Annotated in this window: 17 protein-coding genes; 11 read left to right on the forward strand and 6 right to left on the reverse strand. The window is 63.1% G+C overall.

Annotated features, from left to right (window positions below):
* Positions 1–244: 244 nt before the first annotated feature.
* Both HMPREF3173_RS21670 and HMPREF3173_RS21675 read left to right on the forward strand, forming a co-directional pair.
* Positions 245–721: an Lrp/AsnC family transcriptional regulator gene (locus HMPREF3173_RS21670; protein WP_003249795.1), complete on the forward strand. Its 477-nt coding sequence runs from the start codon at positions 245–247 to the stop codon at positions 719–721.
* 54 nt (positions 722–775) lie between these two features.
* Positions 776–979 carry a DUF2788 domain-containing protein gene (locus HMPREF3173_RS21675; protein ID WP_023378567.1) on the forward strand — a complete coding sequence of 68 codons (204 nt, stop codon included), beginning with the start codon at positions 776–778 and terminating at the stop codon, positions 977–979.
* A gap of 48 nt (positions 980–1,027) precedes the next feature.
* Here the strand turns inward: HMPREF3173_RS21675 and HMPREF3173_RS21680 are convergent, their stop codons facing one another.
* The 4 genes from HMPREF3173_RS21680 to HMPREF3173_RS21695 form a co-directional block, all read right to left on the reverse strand.
* The gene (locus tag HMPREF3173_RS21680; protein ID WP_070576598.1) at positions 1,028–1,663 is read right to left on the reverse strand and encodes a pseudouridine synthase; all 636 of its coding nucleotides are present in this window, start codon (positions 1,661–1,663) and stop codon (positions 1,028–1,030) included.
* 6 nt (positions 1,664–1,669) lie between these two features.
* Positions 1,670–3,157: an AMP nucleosidase gene (amn, locus tag HMPREF3173_RS21685; protein ID WP_167358127.1), complete on the reverse strand. Its 1,488-nt coding sequence runs from the start codon at positions 3,155–3,157 to the stop codon at positions 1,670–1,672.
* Between the two features lie 137 nt (positions 3,158–3,294).
* Positions 3,295–4,947, reverse strand: coding sequence for an acyl-CoA dehydrogenase family protein (locus tag HMPREF3173_RS21690; protein WP_070576601.1), 1,653 nt, complete (start codon positions 4,945–4,947; stop codon positions 3,295–3,297).
* 94 nt (positions 4,948–5,041) lie between these two features.
* Complete coding sequence (locus HMPREF3173_RS21695; protein ID WP_070576603.1) at positions 5,042–7,033, reverse strand: sensor histidine kinase; 1,992 nt, start codon at positions 7,031–7,033, stop codon at positions 5,042–5,044.
* Positions 7,034–7,298: 265 nt separating this feature from the next.
* Here HMPREF3173_RS21695 and HMPREF3173_RS21700 point away from each other — a divergent pair, with 265 nt between their 5' ends.
* The 4 genes from HMPREF3173_RS21700 to HMPREF3173_RS21715 all read left to right on the forward strand — a co-directional run bounded on the left by HMPREF3173_RS21700 (position 7,299) and on the right by HMPREF3173_RS21715 (position 10,828).
* Positions 7,299–8,099 carry a hydroxymethylpyrimidine/phosphomethylpyrimidine kinase gene (locus tag HMPREF3173_RS21700; RefSeq protein WP_043211219.1) on the forward strand — a complete coding sequence of 267 codons (801 nt, stop codon included), beginning with the start codon at positions 7,299–7,301 and terminating at the stop codon, positions 8,097–8,099.
* A gap of 17 nt (positions 8,100–8,116) precedes the next feature.
* Positions 8,117–8,740 (forward strand): thiamine phosphate synthase, encoded by a 624-nt coding sequence (thiE, locus tag HMPREF3173_RS21705; protein ID WP_070576610.1) that lies wholly within the window; start codon positions 8,117–8,119, stop codon positions 8,738–8,740.
* Between the two features lie 15 nt (positions 8,741–8,755).
* Positions 8,756–10,039 carry a glutamate-1-semialdehyde 2,1-aminomutase gene (gene hemL / locus HMPREF3173_RS21710; protein WP_070576613.1) on the forward strand — a complete coding sequence of 428 codons (1,284 nt, stop codon included), beginning with the start codon at positions 8,756–8,758 and terminating at the stop codon, positions 10,037–10,039.
* A 237-nt stretch (positions 10,040–10,276) separates the two neighbouring features.
* The gene (locus HMPREF3173_RS21715) at positions 10,277–10,828 is read left to right on the forward strand and encodes a tetratricopeptide repeat protein (protein ID WP_043211215.1); all 552 of its coding nucleotides are present in this window, start codon (positions 10,277–10,279) and stop codon (positions 10,826–10,828) included.
* A gap of 9 nt (positions 10,829–10,837) precedes the next feature.
* Here HMPREF3173_RS21715 and HMPREF3173_RS21720 read toward each other — a convergent pair whose 3' ends face one another.
* On the reverse strand, positions 10,838–11,164 hold the full coding sequence (locus HMPREF3173_RS21720; RefSeq protein WP_043211213.1) for a DUF1820 family protein: 327 nt from the start codon (positions 11,162–11,164) through the stop codon (positions 10,838–10,840).
* A gap of 125 nt (positions 11,165–11,289) precedes the next feature.
* Here HMPREF3173_RS21720 and miaB point away from each other — a divergent pair, with 125 nt between their 5' ends.
* The 5 genes from miaB (at position 11,290) to lnt (ending at position 16,659) form a co-directional block, all read left to right on the forward strand.
* Positions 11,290–12,618, forward strand: a complete 1,329-nt coding sequence (gene miaB, locus HMPREF3173_RS21725) for a tRNA (N6-isopentenyl adenosine(37)-C2)-methylthiotransferase MiaB (protein WP_070576616.1) — start codon at positions 11,290–11,292, stop codon at positions 12,616–12,618.
* Between the two features lie 189 nt (positions 12,619–12,807).
* The gene (locus HMPREF3173_RS21730; protein ID WP_043211210.1) at positions 12,808–13,806 is read left to right on the forward strand and encodes a PhoH family protein; all 999 of its coding nucleotides are present in this window, start codon (positions 12,808–12,810) and stop codon (positions 13,804–13,806) included.
* Positions 13,799–14,272: an rRNA maturation RNase YbeY gene (gene ybeY / locus HMPREF3173_RS21735; protein ID WP_070092194.1), complete on the forward strand. Its 474-nt coding sequence runs from the start codon at positions 13,799–13,801 to the stop codon at positions 14,270–14,272. Before HMPREF3173_RS21730 ends, ybeY begins: the two co-directional genes overlap by 8 nt.
* Before the next feature lie 21 nt (positions 14,273–14,293).
* The gene (locus tag HMPREF3173_RS21740) at positions 14,294–15,133 is read left to right on the forward strand and encodes an HlyC/CorC family transporter (RefSeq protein WP_043211207.1); all 840 of its coding nucleotides are present in this window, start codon (positions 14,294–14,296) and stop codon (positions 15,131–15,133) included.
* 8 nt (positions 15,134–15,141) lie between these two features.
* Positions 15,142–16,659: an apolipoprotein N-acyltransferase gene (gene lnt, locus HMPREF3173_RS21745; protein ID WP_070576619.1), complete on the forward strand. Its 1,518-nt coding sequence runs from the start codon at positions 15,142–15,144 to the stop codon at positions 16,657–16,659.
* Between the two features lie 33 nt (positions 16,660–16,692).
* Here lnt and HMPREF3173_RS21750 read toward each other — a convergent pair whose 3' ends face one another.
* Positions 16,693–17,454: a YdcF family protein gene (locus HMPREF3173_RS21750; protein WP_070576623.1), complete on the reverse strand. Its 762-nt coding sequence runs from the start codon at positions 17,452–17,454 to the stop codon at positions 16,693–16,695.
* Positions 17,455–17,463: the final 9 nt, after the last annotated feature.

Here is a 17,463-nt window from a genome sequence, read left to right on the forward strand (position 1 = left end):
CCTCACATCGTCTTCTGGACGGTGCGTAGCCCGGGGGCCTGGCGGATCCTGTTGGATGGCTGGCCGCGACGGCCTTCCTGAGGCCGGTCGCCGTGGACTGTTGTCCGGGCAGTGATTCTGTTGGTAACGATACGGGAGGCGGCGGAGCAGAGGATTGCGAATATTGCTCAGATAAATAGCACTTGCGCAATTTTTAACCCTGGATTGATAATTCGCAGCAATCCGAACAGAAAAGGCCATTTCCATGAGCAAGCTCGACCGCTATGACCTGAGCATCCTTGCCGAATTGCAGCGCGACGCCCGCATCTCCAATCAGGAGTTGGCCGAACGTATCGGCTTGTCCCCCTCCCCTTGCTCACGGCGGGTCAAGCAACTGGAAGACGACGGCTACATCTCCCGCCAGGTAGCCTTGCTGGACCGCAAGAAGCTCGGCCTGAGCCTGACCGCCTATGTGCTGATCGGCATGGACCGCCACACCCCCGAGCGCTTCGAGACTTTCGAGGCCGCCATTCGCAACCTGCCCCAGGTGCTCGAATGCAGCCTGGTCACCGGGATGGATGCCGACTATCAACTGAAAGTCGTGGTCCCGGATATGGACCATTACCAGAAACTGCTGCTCGGCAGCCTGACTCGCATCGAAGGTGTCACCAGCGTGCGTTCGAGCTTCGTGCTCAACCAAGTGCTGGCCAGCACTGAACTGCCGTTGACGCATCTGCGCTGACCGTCCCCTGCCGCCCCGCTTATAATCGGCGCTCAGCCTGCCTGGAGAACACTGATGGATCCCGCTGTATTCGAAGAGTGGATGATGATCGTCCTGGTGACCGTGCTGATCGGTTTCATGGGGTTCATCGTCTGGGACCTGGCAAAGAAGTCCAAGGCAGGCCGCTTCGGCACCTTGATTCTGTTTTTCGTCCTGGGCCTGGGTGTGCTGGCCTTCATCATCAAGAGCGTGGTGGTAGGGTTCCTCGAAGGGGTCTAGCCCCACAGGGAGGAGCGCTGGCCAGAGACTGCGATGGGCAGCAGCCGCCTAACGAAGTAGCTTCGGCGCAACCTCCCGCCAGCACCCTTGCTCTAGCCCATCCAGCGCCCAATCGCCGATCCTCACCCGCACCAACCGCAGCGTGGGCAGCCCCACTGCCGCCGTCATGCGCCGCACCTGGCGGTTGCGCCCTTCCCGAATCACCAGCTCAAGCCAATGAGTCGGTACGCTCTTGCGAAACCGCACCGGTGGATTGCGCGGCCAAAGCGCTGGCTCCTCGAGCAACCGGGCCTCGGCGGGCAGTGTCGGCCCGTCGTTGAGCTCGACCCCCTCGCGCAACTGCTGCAGTTGCGCCTCGCTCGGCTCTCCTTCCACCTGCACCCAATAGGTCTTGGGCAACTTGTGCTTGGGATCGGCGATGCGCGCCTGCAGCCGACCGTCATTGGTCAACAACAGCAGGCCTTCGCTGTCACGGTCCAGGCGCCCGGCCGGATAGATGCCAGGAATGTCGATGTAGTCCTTGAGCGTCGCGCGCCCCTCGCCATCGCTGAACTGGGTCAGCACGTCGAAGGGTTTGTTGAACAGGATAAGGCGGGGTTCGGCCGGCGGCGCCTTGGGCTGGCGGCGCGGACCTGTGGGCCGCGCCTGGGGACGGCGCGGCTTGGAACGGGGTGGCAGGGACATGGATCCTCAGCGGAACGGCGGCTCATCGAAGCTGCGCAGTTTACGCGAGTGCAGCGAATTGAGCTCGGTACGCAGCAAATCCAGGGCCGCGATGCCGATCTTAAGATGTTGACTGACCGCACGGTTATAGAAGGCATTGGCCGAGCCCGGCAGCTTGATCTCGCTGTGCAGCGGTTTGTCCGAAACGCACAGCAAGGTGCCGTAAGGCACCCGCAGGCGATACCCCTGGGCAGCGATCGTGCCGCTCTCCATGTCCACCGCCACGGCGCGGGACAGGTTGATCAGCGGTCGCTCCTGGGCCCAGCGCAGCTCCCAGTTGCGGTCGTCGTAGGTCAGCACGGTGCCGGTGCGCAGGCGCTTTTTCAATTGCTCGCCACGCTCGCCGGTCACCTGCGCCGCGGCCTCCTGCAGTGCCAACTGCACTTCGGCCAGGGCCGGGATCGGGATATTCGGCGGCACCACCCGATCGAGAATGCCATCGCGACGCATGTAGGCGTGGGCGAGCACATAGTCGCCGATGGTCTGCGATTGGCGCAGGCCTCCGCAGTGGCCGATCATCAGCCAGCAATGCGGGCGTAGCACGGCCAGGTGATCGGTGATGTTCTTGGCATTGGACGGGCCGACGCCGATATTGACCAAAGTGATGCCATCGCCATCGGCAGCGATGAGGTGGTAAGCCGGCATCTGGTAACGGTGCCAGACCACACTGGCCACCAAGGCCTGGGTCTCGTCGTCGTCCATGCCCTTTTCGATGATGACATTGCCCGGCAGGACCATACGCACGAAGCGCGAATCCTGACGCAGTTGCTCCAGGCCATGGCCAATGAATTGGTCGACGTAGCGGTGGTAGTTGGTCAGCAGGATCCACGGTTGGACATGCCGCCAGTCGCTGCCGGTGTAATGCACCAGGCGGCGCAGGGAGAAGTCCACGCGGGCGGCATCGAACAGTGCCAGTGGCAGGGTTTCGGCGCTGCCCCAGTCGCACAACCCGTCAGCGATGTTGTCGGTGGCCGCCGACAGGTCGGTGCTGGGGAAGACCCGCGCAAGCTCGGCGGCAGTGATGCCACTGCCGGCCAGTTCATCGCCTTGGTCGACCACATAGGGGTAAGGAATGTTCTGTTCGCTGACGCCCACTTCCAGGGTCACGGTGTAGTCGTGCATCAGCGGTCGCAGTTGCTCGAGCAGGTAACCGCGAAACGCCGCCGGCTGAGTGATGGTGACGCTGTAGGTACCTGCCACCTGCACCTTGGCATAGGCCCGGGTGGTGGCGGCCACTTCACCATGGCTGTAGTAGGTCAGGCGCAGGGCTGGATAACGAAACAGCGCCCGCTGGTCGTCGTCCGGCTCGGTGCGGTCCTTGAGGTAGCGCTTGAGGGCCTGGCTGAGGGCGCCGGTGGCCTGTTCATGCAAGGCCGCCAGACGATCGACGGCCTGTTCAGGTGTATCAACGACTACAAACGCTTGGCTCACGCTGGTCTTCCTGTCTTCTGACATGCATGGCTTCCATCTTGCCTGCCTTCTGTTGCAATTACATCCTTGACAATCGTATTCGCCCTCACCGCTGACACACCTGCTCCTACCTGGTCCGCACGAGTCCCTGTGGGCGCGGGCCTGCCAGCGAACAGGGCGCCTCAGGCCGACCAGACCGGCGTCGCCCGCGCCACCAACGCCTGCGCATCGACACCCCTTGGCAACGCCCCATAGACCCGCCCACCCGCGCCCAACCGGCTGGCGATGAAGGCGTCACTGACCGTCGTATTGCCCGCTTCGAGCAACAACTTGGCCTGCAAGGCCACGGCGATGTCTTCAGTCAGTTGCCGGGCGCGGTACTGGATATCACCGGTATCGGCGAATGCGCCCTTCAGGTTGCCGATATGCGCCGCCAGGCGCGGGTCGCCGTGGCCATCGCCAAGCTCGGCGAACAATGCGTCGAGCACGCCCGGCTCCTTGGACAAAGCGCGTAGCACATCCAGGCATTGCACATTGCCCGAGCCCTCCCACGTGGAATTGACCGGTGCCTCGCGGTAAAGGCGCGGCAGGATGCTGTCCTCCACATAGCCCGCACCGCCCAGGCACTCGGCAGCTTCGTTGATCATTGCCGGAGCGCGTTTACAGATCCAGTACTTGCCCACGGCGGTCACCAGGCGTGCAAAATGCGCCTGCTGTGGATCGTCCAGTTGGTCCAGCGCCTGTCCCATGCGCAGGCTCAACGCCAGTGCCGCCTCGCTTTCCAATGCCAGGTCGGCCAGCACGTTCTGCATCAATGGCTGTTCGCTCAACAGGCGCCCGCCGACCTTGCGATGGGCGCAATGGTGCGCGGCCTGGGTCAGCGCCTGTCGCATCAAGGCGCTGGAGCCGACCATGCAATCGAAACGAGTCATGGCCACCATTTCGATGATGGTCGGCACTCCACGCCCCTCTTCACCGATCATCCACGCCAGGGCGCCGCGAAACTCCACTTCGCTCGAAGCATTGGAGCAGTTGCCGAGCTTGTTCTTCAGACGCTGGATATAGAACTGATTGTGCGTGTCGTCGGGGCGGTGGCGTGGCAGCAGGAAGCAGCTCAAGCCCTTGTCGGTCTGAGCCAGCGTCAGGAAGGCATCGCACATTGGTGCCGAGCAGAACCACTTGTGGCCGACCAGCTCGTACGCCTGGCCCGGGCCCGGGGCTCCGACTGGATAGGCCCGGGTGGTGTTGGCCCGCACATCGGTGCCGCCCTGCTTCTCGGTCATGGCCATGCCGAGGGTCACCCCGGCTTTGTGCCGGTCGCCCACGTTTCGCGGGTCGTACTCGCGCGCCAGTACTTTGGGCAACCAGTATTCGGCCAGCTCCGGCTGCAGTCTCAAGGCCGGCACCGCAGCGAAGGTCATGGTCAGGGGGCAGCCAGTGCCTGCTTCTGCCTGGCTGTGCAGGTAGGTCATCGAAGCGCGCGCGACATGGGCGCCGGGACGAGGTTCGGCCCAGGGCAAAGAAGGCAATCCATGCTCGACCGCCGTGCGCATCAGCTCGTGATAGGCCGGATGGAATGTCACCAGGTCGATGCGGTGACCATAACGGTCATGACTGCTGAACTCCGGCTTGTGGGCATTGGCCAGAAAACCCGCAGCCATCAATGGGCCGCCGGCCAAGGCACCGTAGGCGTCGATCCGCGACTCGGCCCAGCCGGCACCGAAGCGCCGGGACCACTCCTGCAATGGCTGGTCGAGGCGGTACAGGTTGGCGCCGTCGAGCGACGGCGGCTGGTTAGTGACTTCGTGGGTTTCAGCGAACTGGTGCAGGTTCATCGGGGGCTCCCTGGATCCGGTCATGCCTGAAAGCCCCAGTGAAGCACTCCTTGGAGGTCAGTCAAAGTGTCAAAAACGACTAACTCGGCCGTCCTTAACCGCCCATTGCGCCCGAGGCCAACCGGCCGGACGGCCACTGCGCCTGGGCTACGGACAGGTTCAAGGACAGCTCGAAGCGGCTGCCCAGCCCACGGGTCGACTCATGGGCCAAGCGGGCGCCGATCAGCTCGCCCAGCTGACGGCAGATCGACAACCCGATGCCCAACCCCCCATAACGGCGGGTCATCGAGCCATCGACCTGGAAGAAGCGCTGGTAGAGAATCGCCTGGTCCAAGTCGTCGAAGCCAATGCCGCTGTCGCTGACGGTGAAGGTCAACGCCAGGTTGTCTGGCCCGAGCCTACGCCCCCGCACCTGAATCACCACGCCGCCCTGGTGAGTGAATTTCAGGGCGTTGTCCACTAGACAGGCCAGGCAGCGCAGCAGTTTCTGCGCATCGCCAAGCAGCTCGTCGGGCAGCTCCGCTGGGATATCCAGGCTCAGGTACAGGCCTTTGCCCAGGGCACGCCCGGCAAAGCCTGCCCGCAGCTCCTGCAACTGCCGGCGCAGGCTGAAGGGCGCGGCATGGGGCCGCAGACGCCCCGCCTGCAGCTCGGTGAGCACGAGGATGTCGTCGACCATAGCCATCATGTCCTGGGCGGAACCTGTGGCGGTGCGGTGATACTGGGCGTGCTCGGCCGTCATCGGCAGGGTGTGCATCAGCTCCAGCGAGCCGATCACCCCGTTCATCGGTGTGCGCAGTTCATGGGTGACCGTGGCCAAGAACTCATCCTTCAGACGGTTGCTTCGGGCCAGTTGCTGGTTGAGCTGCTCCAGGGTGCGGCCAGTGTCGCGCAAGGCCTGGGCCTGCTGTTCGCGCAGGCTATTGATACGATCGGCCAGGGCCAGGGACAGCAACGCCACTTCCAAGGCCGAGCCCAGTTGGCTGGCATACATGGTCAGGAATACGTTCGGCAGGTAACCGAGCACCATCAAGGTATTGACCAGCCCGCCCAGGAGGAACGCGCTCCAGGCGATGATGAACCAGCGCGCCACCCGTACTCCATGCCACCAGGCATAAAGCCCTGCGGTAAAGATGCTTACAGTGAACAGCAGCGCCAACAGCGTCGCCATGCGCAAAGCCAGGCCGTAGGGCACGGTCACTGCCAGCACCATGACCAGCCCTCCACCGGCCATCAATCCCAGCAACAGCCGGTCGAAGCCACGGCTGAGGCCGCCCAATTGCAGGAAATGCCGGGCGAACTGGCAGCCGAACAGCCCCGCAGCACCAATGAACAGCGGCGTGGCGGCATTGGCCCACCAAGGGCTGTCCGGCCAAAAATAAGCGACACCCGCGCCGTTGACCGAGACCTGGTAGAGCCCGAATGAGGCGATATAGAGGATGTAATACAGGTAGCTGACGTCGCGGACGCTGAGGTAAATGAAGAGGTTGTAAACCAGCATCACCAGCAATACGCCGTAGATCATGCCCAGCACATAGAGGCGAGTTGGCTGCTCTTCCATGTAAGCCTCGGTTGACCATAACGCCACCGGTGCCTGGATCGATCCCTGGCTTTGCAAACGCAGGTAGGCCGTAGTCGCCTGACCTGGGTTCAAAGGCAGCTCGAATAGATAGTTGTTCTGGCGGATCTGCCGGCTGACATAGGGCAAGGCATCGCCTGTGCGCTGAACCAGGCGATAACTGCCATGGCCGTCGGGCAGATAGAGATCCAGATGATCCAGCGGTGGATAGGCCAACTCCAGCAGCCACTGACGGGAAGGTGCGGTGGATGGGCTGATGTTGCGCAGGTCGATCTTCAGCCAGAACACCGAAGTGGAATAGCCCGCGTTGAGGACATCCTCATGGTGCTGCCGGAAACGGCTGGCGAACGCCGGCGAACTGACCTGGGTGATGCTGGCGCTGCCATCGCGGTCTTCGAAGACCTGCATGACTTGACCCAATGGAAGGTACCGGGTGGCGCTGTCGAAATCGACCGCTCCGGCGAACAGGGGCACACAGCCCAAAAGCATGATCAGCAAGTAGCGCATACAGCCCCAGCATGGCCTGTCCAGTCGCGTCGTGGTGGCCTCCCTTCCCTTTGAGACGACGAATTCCGGCAGCGCCTATTTGTCGAGTTATCCGAGCACTCTAGCATAGCCTTCGGACAGGGCAATCAGCCACTTCAAATTTAAAAGGAAAGGCTCTATCTCAATGCTTACAGAAAGACAAAACACAAAATTCTGACCACTTGATCAACAAAAGCCATCAGCAGGGCGATTCGCCCCCACAGGTTTGGTGGTAAGCTCGCCGACCATGAACATGACCTACAGCTCCCGCCCCGTTGTCCTCTGTCTTTCCGGCCACGACCCCAGTGGCGGCGCCGGCCTGCAGGCAGATATCGAAGCCCTGATCGCCCAAGGCTGTCACGCCGCACCTGCCGTGACCGCCCTGACCGTGCAGGATACCGTCAACGTTTCCGACTTCCGCGTGCTGGACCGCGAGTGGGTTCTGGCACAGGCCAACGCCGTGCTGGCCGACTCCACCGTGGCAGCGGTCAAGCTCGGCATGCTCGGGTCGATCGAAATGGTCGATACCGTCGCCGAACTGCTGGCCGCCCATCCGCACCTGCCACTGGTCTGCGATCCGGTTCTGCGCGCCGGTGGCGGTGGCCGCCTGGGCAAGGACGAAGTCGGCTATGCGCTGCGCGAACGCCTGCTGCCGCTGGCCACCATCGCCACGCCGAACCTGCCCGAAGCCCGGATCCTGGCTGAACTGCCCGAAGGCACCGCGGACGAATGCGCCGAGAAACTTTTGCCGTTCTGTAGACATCTTCTGATTACCGGCGGTCACGGTGACGAGGCACAAATCCATAACCGCCTTTATAGCCGCGACGGTCAACAGCACACCTGGACCTGCGAACGCCTGCCGGGTAGCTACCATGGCTCCGGTTGCACCCTGGCCAGCGCCCTGGCGGGTCGACTGGCGCTGGGCGAGCAATTGCAAAGTGCAGTGCGCAGCGCCCTGGACTACACCTGGCGCACCCTGCGCGACGCCGAGCAACTGGGCAAGGGGCAGTTCGTCCCTCGCCGGCTGCCCCTGGACTTCTGCTCCTGATCCATGAGGCCTGACAGATGAAGTTACGCGGTCTGTACGCGATCACCGACAGCCAACTGCTCGCCGGTCGCTTGCTCTCCCACGTCGAGGCAGCCCTCGAAGGCGGTGTTTGCCTGCTGCAGTATCGTGACAAGAGCGACGACGCAGCACGCCGACTGCACGAAGCCGAAGGCCTGCTCAAGCTCTGCGAGCGCTACGGCACGCAACTGATCATCAACGACGACACCCCACTGGCCGCGCACTTGGGCGTCGGCGTGCACCTGGGCCAGACCGACGGCCCCCTGACCCCGGCCCGTACCCTGCTCGGCCGCGATGCGATCATCGGCTCCACCTGCCATGCCCAGCTCGAGCTGGCCGAGCAGGCCGCCACCGAGGGCGCCAGCTATGTGGCCTTCGGTCGCTTCTTCAATTCGGTCACCAAGCCCGGCGCGCCAGCGGCCGACATCGCCCTGCTCGCCCAGGCCCGTGCCCGCGTGCAACTGCCGATCGCCGTGATCGGCGGCATTACCCTCGACAACGCCGCCCCCCTGGTCGCCCATGGCGCCGACCTGCTGGCGGTGATCCATGGCTTGTTCGGTGTCGACAGCGCGCAGGAAGTCACCCGCCGCGCCCGCGCCTTCAACGCCCTGTTCGCTTCCTGATTCGAGAGAAATCCCATGTCCCGTTCCGAATCCCTGTTCGCCCAAGCCCAGAAGCACATCCCTGGTGGTGTGAACTCGCCGGTCCGCGCCTTCCGCAGCGTCGGCGGCACCCCGCTGTTCTTCAAACATGCCGAAGGCGCCTATGTCGTCGACGAAGACGACAAGCGCTACGTTGATTACGTAGGCTCCTGGGGCCCGATGATTCTGGGTCACGGCCATCCGGACGTCCTGGCCTCGGTACGCAAGCAACTCGAACACGGCCTGTCCTACGGCGCCCCGACCGCCATGGAAACCGAGATGGCCGACCTGGTCTGCTCGATCGTGCCGTCCATGGAAATGGTGCGCATGGTCAGCTCAGGTACCGAGGCGACCATGAGCGCCATCCGCCTGGCCCGTGGCTACACCGGCCGCGATGCGATCATCAAGTTCGAAGGCTGCTACCACGGCCACTCCGACAGCCTGCTGGTCAAGGCCGGCTCCGGCCTGCTGACCCAGGGCGTACCGAGCTCGGCCGGTGTGCCGGCGGACTTCGCCAAGCACACCCTGACCCTACCGTTCAACGACATCGCCGCCGTCGAGAAGACCCTGAGCGAAGTCGGCCAGACCGTCGCCTGCATCATTGTCGAACCCGTCGCCGGCAACATGAACTGCGTACCGCCGGCTCCGGGCTTCCTCGAAGGCCTGCGCGAGCAGTGCGACAAACACGGCGTGGTGCTGATCTTCGATGAAGTGATGACCGGTTTCCGTGTCTCCCTCGGCGGCGCCCAGGGTTACTACGGCATCAAGCCGGACCTGTCGACCTTCGGCAAGATCGTCGGCGGCGGCATGCCGGTTGGCTGCTTCGGCGGCAAGCGCGAGATCATGGAATGCATCGCCCCGCTCGGCCCGGTTTACCAGGCCGGCACCCTGTCGGGTAACCCGCTGGCCATGGCGGCGGGCCTGACCACGCTCAAGCTGATCAGCCGCCCAGGCTTCCACGACGAACTGACCGCCTTCACCTCCCGCATGCTGGATGGCTTGCAACAGCGTGCCGATGCCGCTGGCGTACCGTTCGTCACCACCCAGGCCGGTGCCATGTTCGGCCTGTACTTCAGCGGTGCCGACGACATCGTCACCTTCGAAGACGTGATGGGCAGCGACGTGGAACGCTTCAAGCGCTTCTTCCACCTGATGCTCGAGGGCGGTGTGTACCTGGCGCCAAGCGCCTTCGAGGCAGGCTTCACCTCCATTGCCCACGGCGACAAGGAGCTGCAGATCACTTTGGACGCCGCCGAAAAAGCCTTCGCTGCACTGAAGTGATTGCCCGCCTTGCATCGGCTTCTGCGCACGCATACCCGCTCCCACAGGTTCAACGCATGACTTGTAGGAGCGGGTACAGCCGCGAAGAAGCCGAGGCAGGCGATAAATGTGCTGTGCAATCGACAAAGGCTTCTCAATACAGAATTTCGAGTAAAACTTTGTAAGGTAGGCGCTGCTTATCCCATAATGTGCCACCAGAGACATTGGCCGCAGCTTTGCAGAGGTAAGTCGATCCCCATGAACCGCACCGGCCGCGCCCTTACCCTGGGCTGCCTGCTGCTTCTTCAGCCCCTGCTGGCCTTGGCAGAGGGTGGCAACTCGTTGCTGATTCCAGCGACGGGACGCTGCACCTTCGACACACAGCCAGAGGACCTGCAGAACGCCCTGAAGGCTTGCGAACGGACGGCGGAGTCGGGCGATGCCCAGGCGCAATACGAGCTGGGTGAGTTCTACTACAGTGGCAACCAGGCACCCAAAGACCTGAAAAAGGCCGTCAACTGGTTCGAGAAAGCCTCATTGCAAGGCCAGGCCCAGGCGCAATACCGTCTCGGCTCGATGTTCTTCCATGGCGAAGGCGTTCCGGCCAACAACGTTCAGGCGTACATTCTGCTGAAAATGGCAGCGGTCAATGGCGACGAAGACGCCCTGGACCTGGCCGACGAAGTCACCGAGCAGATGCCCCGCGACGAACTCGAACATGCCACCCAGGTGCTCGGCCAGATTTTCCGCAAATACCTGCTGGAGCTGCAAAACGCCGAAGGGCGCACGCCCTTCTCCCCCCTGCCCTGACGGGCCGACCTACTTCTCCGGCATTGGCATCGGGAACGGCATCACGTTACCGCCACCCTTGGCCTCGCTGATCTTCGCCGTCCCCAATCGCTCCACCTCGTCGATACGCACGATCGAATGCATCGGCACGAAACTGCGTACCACACCTTCGAACTGCGCCTTGAGCTTCTCTTCGCTGGGGTCGACTACGACCTGGGTGCGCTCGCCGAAAACGAACTCCTCGATTTCAAGAAAGCCCCACAGGTCGCTCTGGTAGATCTGCTTGGCATACATCTCGAAGACCTGGCCCTGGTTGAGAAAGATCACTTTATAGATGGCGGGTTCGCGTTTGCTCATGATCGAAGAAGACGACACCGTGTTAGGAAAATGGCCGGCATCATAGCAGACCGCTTGCCCTGTTAAGCACCCGGTGCCACCTCTATAATGTGCGGCCTTTCAGCACCCGCAGCAGATGATTTGCCATGGCCAAGAAGCTCTACATTGAAACCCACGGTTGCCAGATGAACGAGTACGACAGCTCGCGCATGATCGACCTGTTGGGCGAACACCAGGCCCTGGAAGTCACCGAGCGCCCCGACGACGCCGATGTCATCCTGCTCAACACCTGTTCGATCCGCGAAAAAGCACAGGATCAGGTGTACTCCAAGCTCGGCCGCTGGCGCGCCCTGAAGGACCGCAACCCAGACATGGTCATCGCCGTCGGCGGTTGCGTGGCCAGCCAGGAAGGCGAAGCCCTGCGCAAGCGCGCGCCTTACGTCGATGTGGTGTTCGGTCCGCAGACCCTGCACCGTCTGCCAGAAATGATCGACGCCGCGCGCATCACTCGGGTACCGCAAGTCGATGTGTCGTTCCCTGAAATCGAAAAGTTCGACCACCTCCCCGAGCCCCGCATCGACGGCCCGACGGCATTCGTCTCGGTCATGGAGGGCTGCAGCAAGTACTGCACCTTCTGCGTGGTGCCCTATACCCGTGGCACCGAGGTCAGCCGCCCCTTCGACGACGTACTGGCCGAGGTCATCCACCTGGCCGAGAACGGCGTGCGCGAAATCACCCTGCTGGGCCAGAACGTCAACGGCTATCGCGGCCTGACCCACGATGGCCGTCTGGCTGACCTCGCCGAGCTTATCCGTGTGGTGGCGGCAGTCGACGGGATCGAACGGATCCGCTACACCACCTCGCACCCACTGGAATTCTCCGACAGCCTGATCCAGGCCCACGCCGAGGTGCCACAGCTGGTCAAGCACCTGCATCTGCCGGTACAGGCAGGTTCCGACCGCGTACTGGCGGCCATGAAGCGCAACCACACGATCCTCGAGTACAAGTCCAAGCTGCGCAAGCTCAAGGCTGCGGTGCCGGACATCTGCATCAGCTCGGACTTCATCGTCGGCTTCCCCGGCGAGACCGAGAAGGACTTCGAGCAAACCATGAAGCTGGTGGCCGAGGTCGGTTTCGACTTTTCCTTCTCCTTCGTCTATAGCGCACGCCCCGGCACCCCGGCCGCGGAGCTTGTGGACGATACGCCCGAGGAGGTCAAGAAACAGCGTCTGCAACGGCTGCAGCACCGCATCGACCAGCAGGGTTTCGAAATCAGCCGACGCATGGTCGGCAGTGTCCAGCGCATCTTGGTCACCGACTTCTCCAAGCGTGACCCGGGCAAGCTGCAAGGCCGTACCGAGAATAATCGAATCGTCAACTTCCACTGCGACAATCCAGCACTGATCGGTCATCTGGTGGATGTACGCATCGAAGAGGCCAAGCCCCACTCGCTGGTCGGCTCGTTGATTGAATGATGATGGTGGTGGCCTGTCCGCGGGTGAACCCGCTCCCACCGAATGGGGGTAAACCTCGTGGGAGCGGGTTTACCCGCCAATGCGCTACCACAGATACCTGTCCCTTGATCGTTTCAGTGCTTTCGCCACTGCCCTTCAGGGGTTATTCTTGAGTTCACCTCCATTGCCGTCGAGCGGCTAAAAACGACCTTGAACGCACCCATACAACCTCATCGTTTCATCCTCGAACCTTTCGAGGCCCACCGCTTCGCCAACTTGTGCGGCCAGTTCGACGAGCACCTGCGCCTGATCGAACAACGCCTGGCCATCGAAATCCGCAACCGCGGCAACCAGTTCGAACTGATTGGCGAACCCAAGACCACCTCTGCCGCCGAGCAACTGCTGCGTCGCCTCTATCGCGAAGCCAAGGCTTCCGAGCTGTCGCCGGAAACCGTCCACCTGTACCTGCAGGAATCTACCGTCGAGAACCTAGACAACCCAGCGGTCAACGAGGTCAGCGTCTCGCTGCGCACGCGCAAGGGCAATATCCGCCCGCGCGGGGTCAACCAGCAGCGCTACGTCAAGGAAATCCTGGCCAACGACATCAACTTCGGCATCGGTCCGGCCGGTACCGGCAAGACCTACCTGGCCGTAGCCTGCGCCGTGGATGCCTTGGAGCGCGAACAGGTGCGCCGCATCCTGCTGGTGCGCCCGGCAGTGGAAGCCGGCGAAAAACTCGGCTTCCTGCCTGGCGACCTGGCCCAGAAGATCGACCCGTACCTGCGCCCGCTCTACGACGCGCTCTACGAGATGCTCGGCTTCGAACACGTGGCCAAGCTGATCGAGCGCCAAGTCATCGAAATCGCCCCGCTGGCCTACATGCGCGGTCGTACCTTGAACAACAGCTTCATCATCCTCGACGAAAGCCAGAACACCACCCTTGAGCAGATGAAGATGTTCCTCACCCGCATCGGCTTCGGCTCGACAGCGGTGATCACCGGCGACATCACCCAGGTCGACCTGCCACGCGGCACCAAGTCGGGCTTGGCCCATGTGATCGAAGTGCTCAAGGATGTGCCGGGCATCAGCTTTACCCACTTCCAGCCCAAGGATGTGGTCCGCCACCCGTTGGTGCAGCGTATCGTCGAAGCCTACGACCGATTCGACGCGCGCCAGGCAAAGCCCGAGGTCCCAGGCAAAGATGCTTGAACTCGACCTGCAACGGGCCACGGATGCTGCCGCCCCGGATGACGCTGCCTTCCGTCGCTGGTGCGAACTGGCGCTGCGCCAGCGCACCGCCGACTCGGAAATGACCATCCGCTTGGTCGATGAACCCGAAGGCCGTGAGCTGAACCACACCTACCGGCACAAGGACTACGCCACCAACGTGCTGTCCTTCCCCGCCGACGTTCCCGATGACCTGCTCGACATCCCCCTGCTGGGCGACTTGGTCATCTGCGTACCGGTGGTCGAACGCGAAGCCGCCGAGCAAGGCAAGTCGCTCGAAGCCCATTGGGCGCATCTGGTCATCCATGGCTGCCTGCACCTGCTTGGCTACGATCATATCGAGGACGACGAAGCCGAGGAGATGGAAGCCCTGGAACGAACCTTGCTGGCGGAATTGGGTCACCCGGACCCTTACGCCGACGACGAAATCACACAACCTGACAACTGAAAAGGACCACGAGTAACCGCCATGAGCGAAGACCGATCGAGCAATGGGCAGAAGTCCTGGCTGGGTAAACTGACCCAGGCTTTTGCCCATGAGCCGAAAAACCGCCAGGAGCTCCTCGAGCTGCTGCGCGAAGCCCATCAGAACAAGCTGCTCGACAGCGAAGCGCTGACCATCGTCGAAGGCGCCATCCAGGTCGCCGACCTGCAGGTGCGTGACATCATGGTGCCGCGCTCGCAGATGATCAGCATCAAGGCCAGCCAGTCTCCACGCGAATTCCTGCCAGCGGTGATCGATGCCGCGCACTCGCGCTACCCGGTGATCGGTGAAGGCCATGACGATGTGCTCGGGATCCTCCTGGCCAAGGACCTGCTGCCGCTGATCCTCAAGGAGAACGGCGACAGCTTCAACATCAAGGACCTGCTGCGCCCGGCCACCTTCGTGCCGGAGTCCAAGCGCCTGAACGTGCTGCTGCGCGAATTCCGCGCCAACCACAACCACATGGCCATCGTCATCGATGAATATGGCGGCGTGGCGGGCCTGGTGACCATCGAGGACGTGCTCGAGCAGATCGTCGGCGACATCGAGGACGAGCACGATGTCGAGGAAGACAGCTACATCAAGCCACTGCCCAGTGGCGACTTCCTGATCAAGGCCTTGACCCCGATCGAGAACTTCAACGAGTTCTTCGACTCGGAGTTCTCCGACGATGAGTTCGATACTGTGGGCGGCCTGGTGATGAGTGCCTTCGGCCACCTGCCCAAGCGCAACGAGACCACCGAGATCGGGGCCTACAAGTTCCGTATTCTCAACGCCGACAGCCGGCGGATACACTTGCTGCGCCTGACTCCGATCACCCGTTAAGGACAAACATGCGTTGGATCACCCGCCCCGGCTGGCCCGGTAACCTGCTGGCCCTGGCGGCCGGCGCATCGACCCTCCTGGCCCTGGCGCCGTTCGACATCTGGCCTCTGGCGCTGCTGTCCATCGCCCTGCTCTACCTCGGCCTGCGCGAGCTCAGCCCGCGCCAGGCCATGTGGCGTGGCTGGTGGTTCGGTTTCGGCCTGTACGGTGCCGGCACCTGGTGGATCTACGTCAGCATGAACACCTACGGCGGCGCCTCCCCGGCGTTGGCGATCGCGCTGTTGGTAGCCTTCTTCGCCGCCCTGGCCTGGTTCTTCGCCCTGCCCACCTGGCTATGGGCGCGCTGGCTGCGTCGCAATGAGGCTCCCTTGGCCGATGCCCTGTGCTTCGCCGCTCTGTGGCTGCTGCAGGAAGCCTTCCGCGGCTGGTTCCTGACCGGTTTCCCGTGGTTATACGCAGGCTACAGCCAGCTCGATGGCCCCCTGGCCGGTCTGGCACCGCTGGGCGGCGTGTGGCTGATTTCCTTTGTCCTGGCTCTGAGCGCCGCGCTGCTGTGCAACCTGCACCGCCTGCGTGAGCGCCCCTCGTTCCTGGTCGTGGGCGTGATAGTGTTGTTGGCGCCCTGGGTGATCGGCATGGCGCTCAAAGGGCATGCCTGGACACAGCCCTCCGGTGATCCACTGAAGGTCGCCGCGCTGCAGGGCAATGTCGAGCAGGACCTGAAATGGGACCCGGCGCACATCGATGCGCAACTGGCGCTTTACCGCGACATGAGCTTCAGCTCCAAGCCAGTGGACTTGCTGGTCTGGCCAGAAACCGCCGTCCCCGTACTCAAGGACCAAGCCCAAGGCTACATCGACGTGATGGGGCGTTTTGCCGCCGATCGGCATTCGGCGCTGATCACCGGGGTGCCGGTGCGTGAAGTGGTGCACCACCAGCGCCGCTACTACAACGGCATCACCGTGACCGGAGAGGGCGACGGCACCTACCTCAAGCAGAAGCTGGTGCCTTTTGGCGAATACGTTCCGCTGCAGGACATGCTCCGTGGGCTGATCGAGTTCTTCAACCTGCCGATGTCGGACTTCGCCCGCGGCCCAGCGGACCAGCCCTTGCTGCAGGCCAAGGGCTATCAGGTTGCGCCGTTCATCTGCTACGAGGTGGTCTATCCCGAGTTCGCAGCGGGCCTGGCCGCACGCAGCGACTTGCTGCTGACCATCAGCAACGACACCTGGTTCGGCACCTCCATCGGCCCCCTGCAACACTTGCAGATGGCCCAGATGCGTGCCCTTGAGGCCGGTCGCTGGATGATCCGCGCCACCAACAATGGCGTCACCGCGTTGATCGACCCCTTCGGCAAGATCACTGCGCAGATCCCGCAGTTCCAGCAAACCGTCCTCTACGGGGATGTAGTGCCAATGCAGCAACTGACGCCCTACCTGCAATGGCGCTCCTGGCCGCTGGCGACTCTCTGTGCGCTACTGCTGGGATGGGCGCTCCTGGCGAGCCGGATCGCCAAGACCGTGTGAACCCCCAGGGGCCGCATTGCGGCCCCGCAGTGGTCAGTAAAACAACCGATACCCCACCAACCCCACCGCCTCGTTGAGCAACTGTCCGCTGCGCCACACCGCCCGGCTATCGGGCAGCAAGCCGGCGAACGGCTGCGCATGGTCCTTGCCCAGGAATCCGACCGGTGCCGGCACCACCTCGAACCCTGCCTGCTCGAAACTCCAGCGCGAGCGCTGCATGTGCCAGGCTTGGGTCACCAGCACCACGCGACGCACGCCTTGGGGTTGCACCAGCCGCGCGCTGAACTGGGCGTTCTCCCAAGTAGTGCGGCTGGCCTCTTCCTTCCAGCGCACGTCAACGCCGAAGTCCGCCTTCATGCGATCGGCCATCAACTGGGCCTCGCTCGGCGGCGTGCCGTAGTGAAGCCCACCGGTGGTCAATACCGGGAGCCCCGAGGCCTTGGCCAGCTGTGCGGCATACCGCATGCGCTCAAGAGCTGTGCCGGTCGGCTGGTCCTCTTCTCCCCAGGCCGGGTCGCCACGCTCACGCCCGGCGCCCAGCACTACGATCGCGTCGGCTCGCCCTGCCAGGGTCGCCCATTGCGCCATCGGCAATGGCGCCTCGGTCTCCAACTGCCGGGCCGCCTGCTCCACCACTAGCGGCAAGCTCATCAGCCACAAACCACCCAGGCCAAGGGCAAAGCACAAGGCCGCCAGGCGCGGGCGTCGCGTGCGCAGCCACCAAGCTGCCAGCAAGAGCAAAAACAGCACGCCGGGAGGCAGCAACCATTGTTTGATGAAATAGCGAAGCGGCATGCACGGTCC

It is taken from the genome of Pseudomonas sp. HMSC08G10, from assembly GCF_001808425.1.
Taxonomy (GTDB): Bacteria; Pseudomonadota; Gammaproteobacteria; order Pseudomonadales; family Pseudomonadaceae; genus Aquipseudomonas; species Aquipseudomonas guariconensis.

What these genes read in the sequence shown, in the direction of transcription:
- HMPREF3173_RS21715 (WP_043211215.1), top strand. Translation starts at nt 10,277, where the DNA reads ATGAACCGCACCGGCCGCGCCCTTACCCTGGGCTGCCTGCTGCTTCTT.
- HMPREF3173_RS21720 (WP_043211213.1), bottom strand. Translation starts at nt 11,164, where the DNA reads ATGAGCAAACGCGAACCCGCCATCTATAAAGTGATCTTTCTCAACCAG.
- HMPREF3173_RS21695 (WP_070576603.1), bottom strand. Translation starts at nt 7,033, where the DNA reads ATGCGCTACTTGCTGATCATGCTTTTGGGCTGTGTGCCCCTGTTCGCC.
- hemL (WP_070576613.1), top strand. Translation starts at nt 8,756, where the DNA reads ATGTCCCGTTCCGAATCCCTGTTCGCCCAAGCCCAGAAGCACATCCCT.
- HMPREF3173_RS21690 (WP_070576601.1), bottom strand. Translation starts at nt 4,947, where the DNA reads ATGAACCTGCACCAGTTCGCTGAAACCCACGAAGTCACTAACCAGCCG.
- HMPREF3173_RS21675 (WP_023378567.1), top strand. Translation starts at nt 776, where the DNA reads ATGGATCCCGCTGTATTCGAAGAGTGGATGATGATCGTCCTGGTGACC.
- miaB (WP_070576616.1), top strand. Translation starts at nt 11,290, where the DNA reads ATGGCCAAGAAGCTCTACATTGAAACCCACGGTTGCCAGATGAACGAG.
- thiE (WP_070576610.1), top strand. Translation starts at nt 8,117, where the DNA reads ATGAAGTTACGCGGTCTGTACGCGATCACCGACAGCCAACTGCTCGCC.
- HMPREF3173_RS21670 (WP_003249795.1), top strand. Translation starts at nt 245, where the DNA reads ATGAGCAAGCTCGACCGCTATGACCTGAGCATCCTTGCCGAATTGCAG.
- HMPREF3173_RS21740 (WP_043211207.1), top strand. Translation starts at nt 14,294, where the DNA reads ATGAGCGAAGACCGATCGAGCAATGGGCAGAAGTCCTGGCTGGGTAAA.
- amn (WP_167358127.1), bottom strand. Translation starts at nt 3,157, where the DNA reads ATGTCAGAAGACAGGAAGACCAGCGTGAGCCAAGCGTTTGTAGTCGTT.
- lnt (WP_070576619.1), top strand. Translation starts at nt 15,142, where the DNA reads ATGCGTTGGATCACCCGCCCCGGCTGGCCCGGTAACCTGCTGGCCCTG.
- HMPREF3173_RS21680 (WP_070576598.1), bottom strand. Translation starts at nt 1,663, where the DNA reads ATGTCCCTGCCACCCCGTTCCAAGCCGCGCCGTCCCCAGGCGCGGCCC.
- HMPREF3173_RS21750 (WP_070576623.1), bottom strand. Translation starts at nt 17,454, where the DNA reads ATGCCGCTTCGCTATTTCATCAAACAATGGTTGCTGCCTCCCGGCGTG.
- HMPREF3173_RS21700 (WP_043211219.1), top strand. Translation starts at nt 7,299, where the DNA reads ATGAACATGACCTACAGCTCCCGCCCCGTTGTCCTCTGTCTTTCCGGC.
- ybeY (WP_070092194.1), top strand. Translation starts at nt 13,799, where the DNA reads ATGCTTGAACTCGACCTGCAACGGGCCACGGATGCTGCCGCCCCGGAT.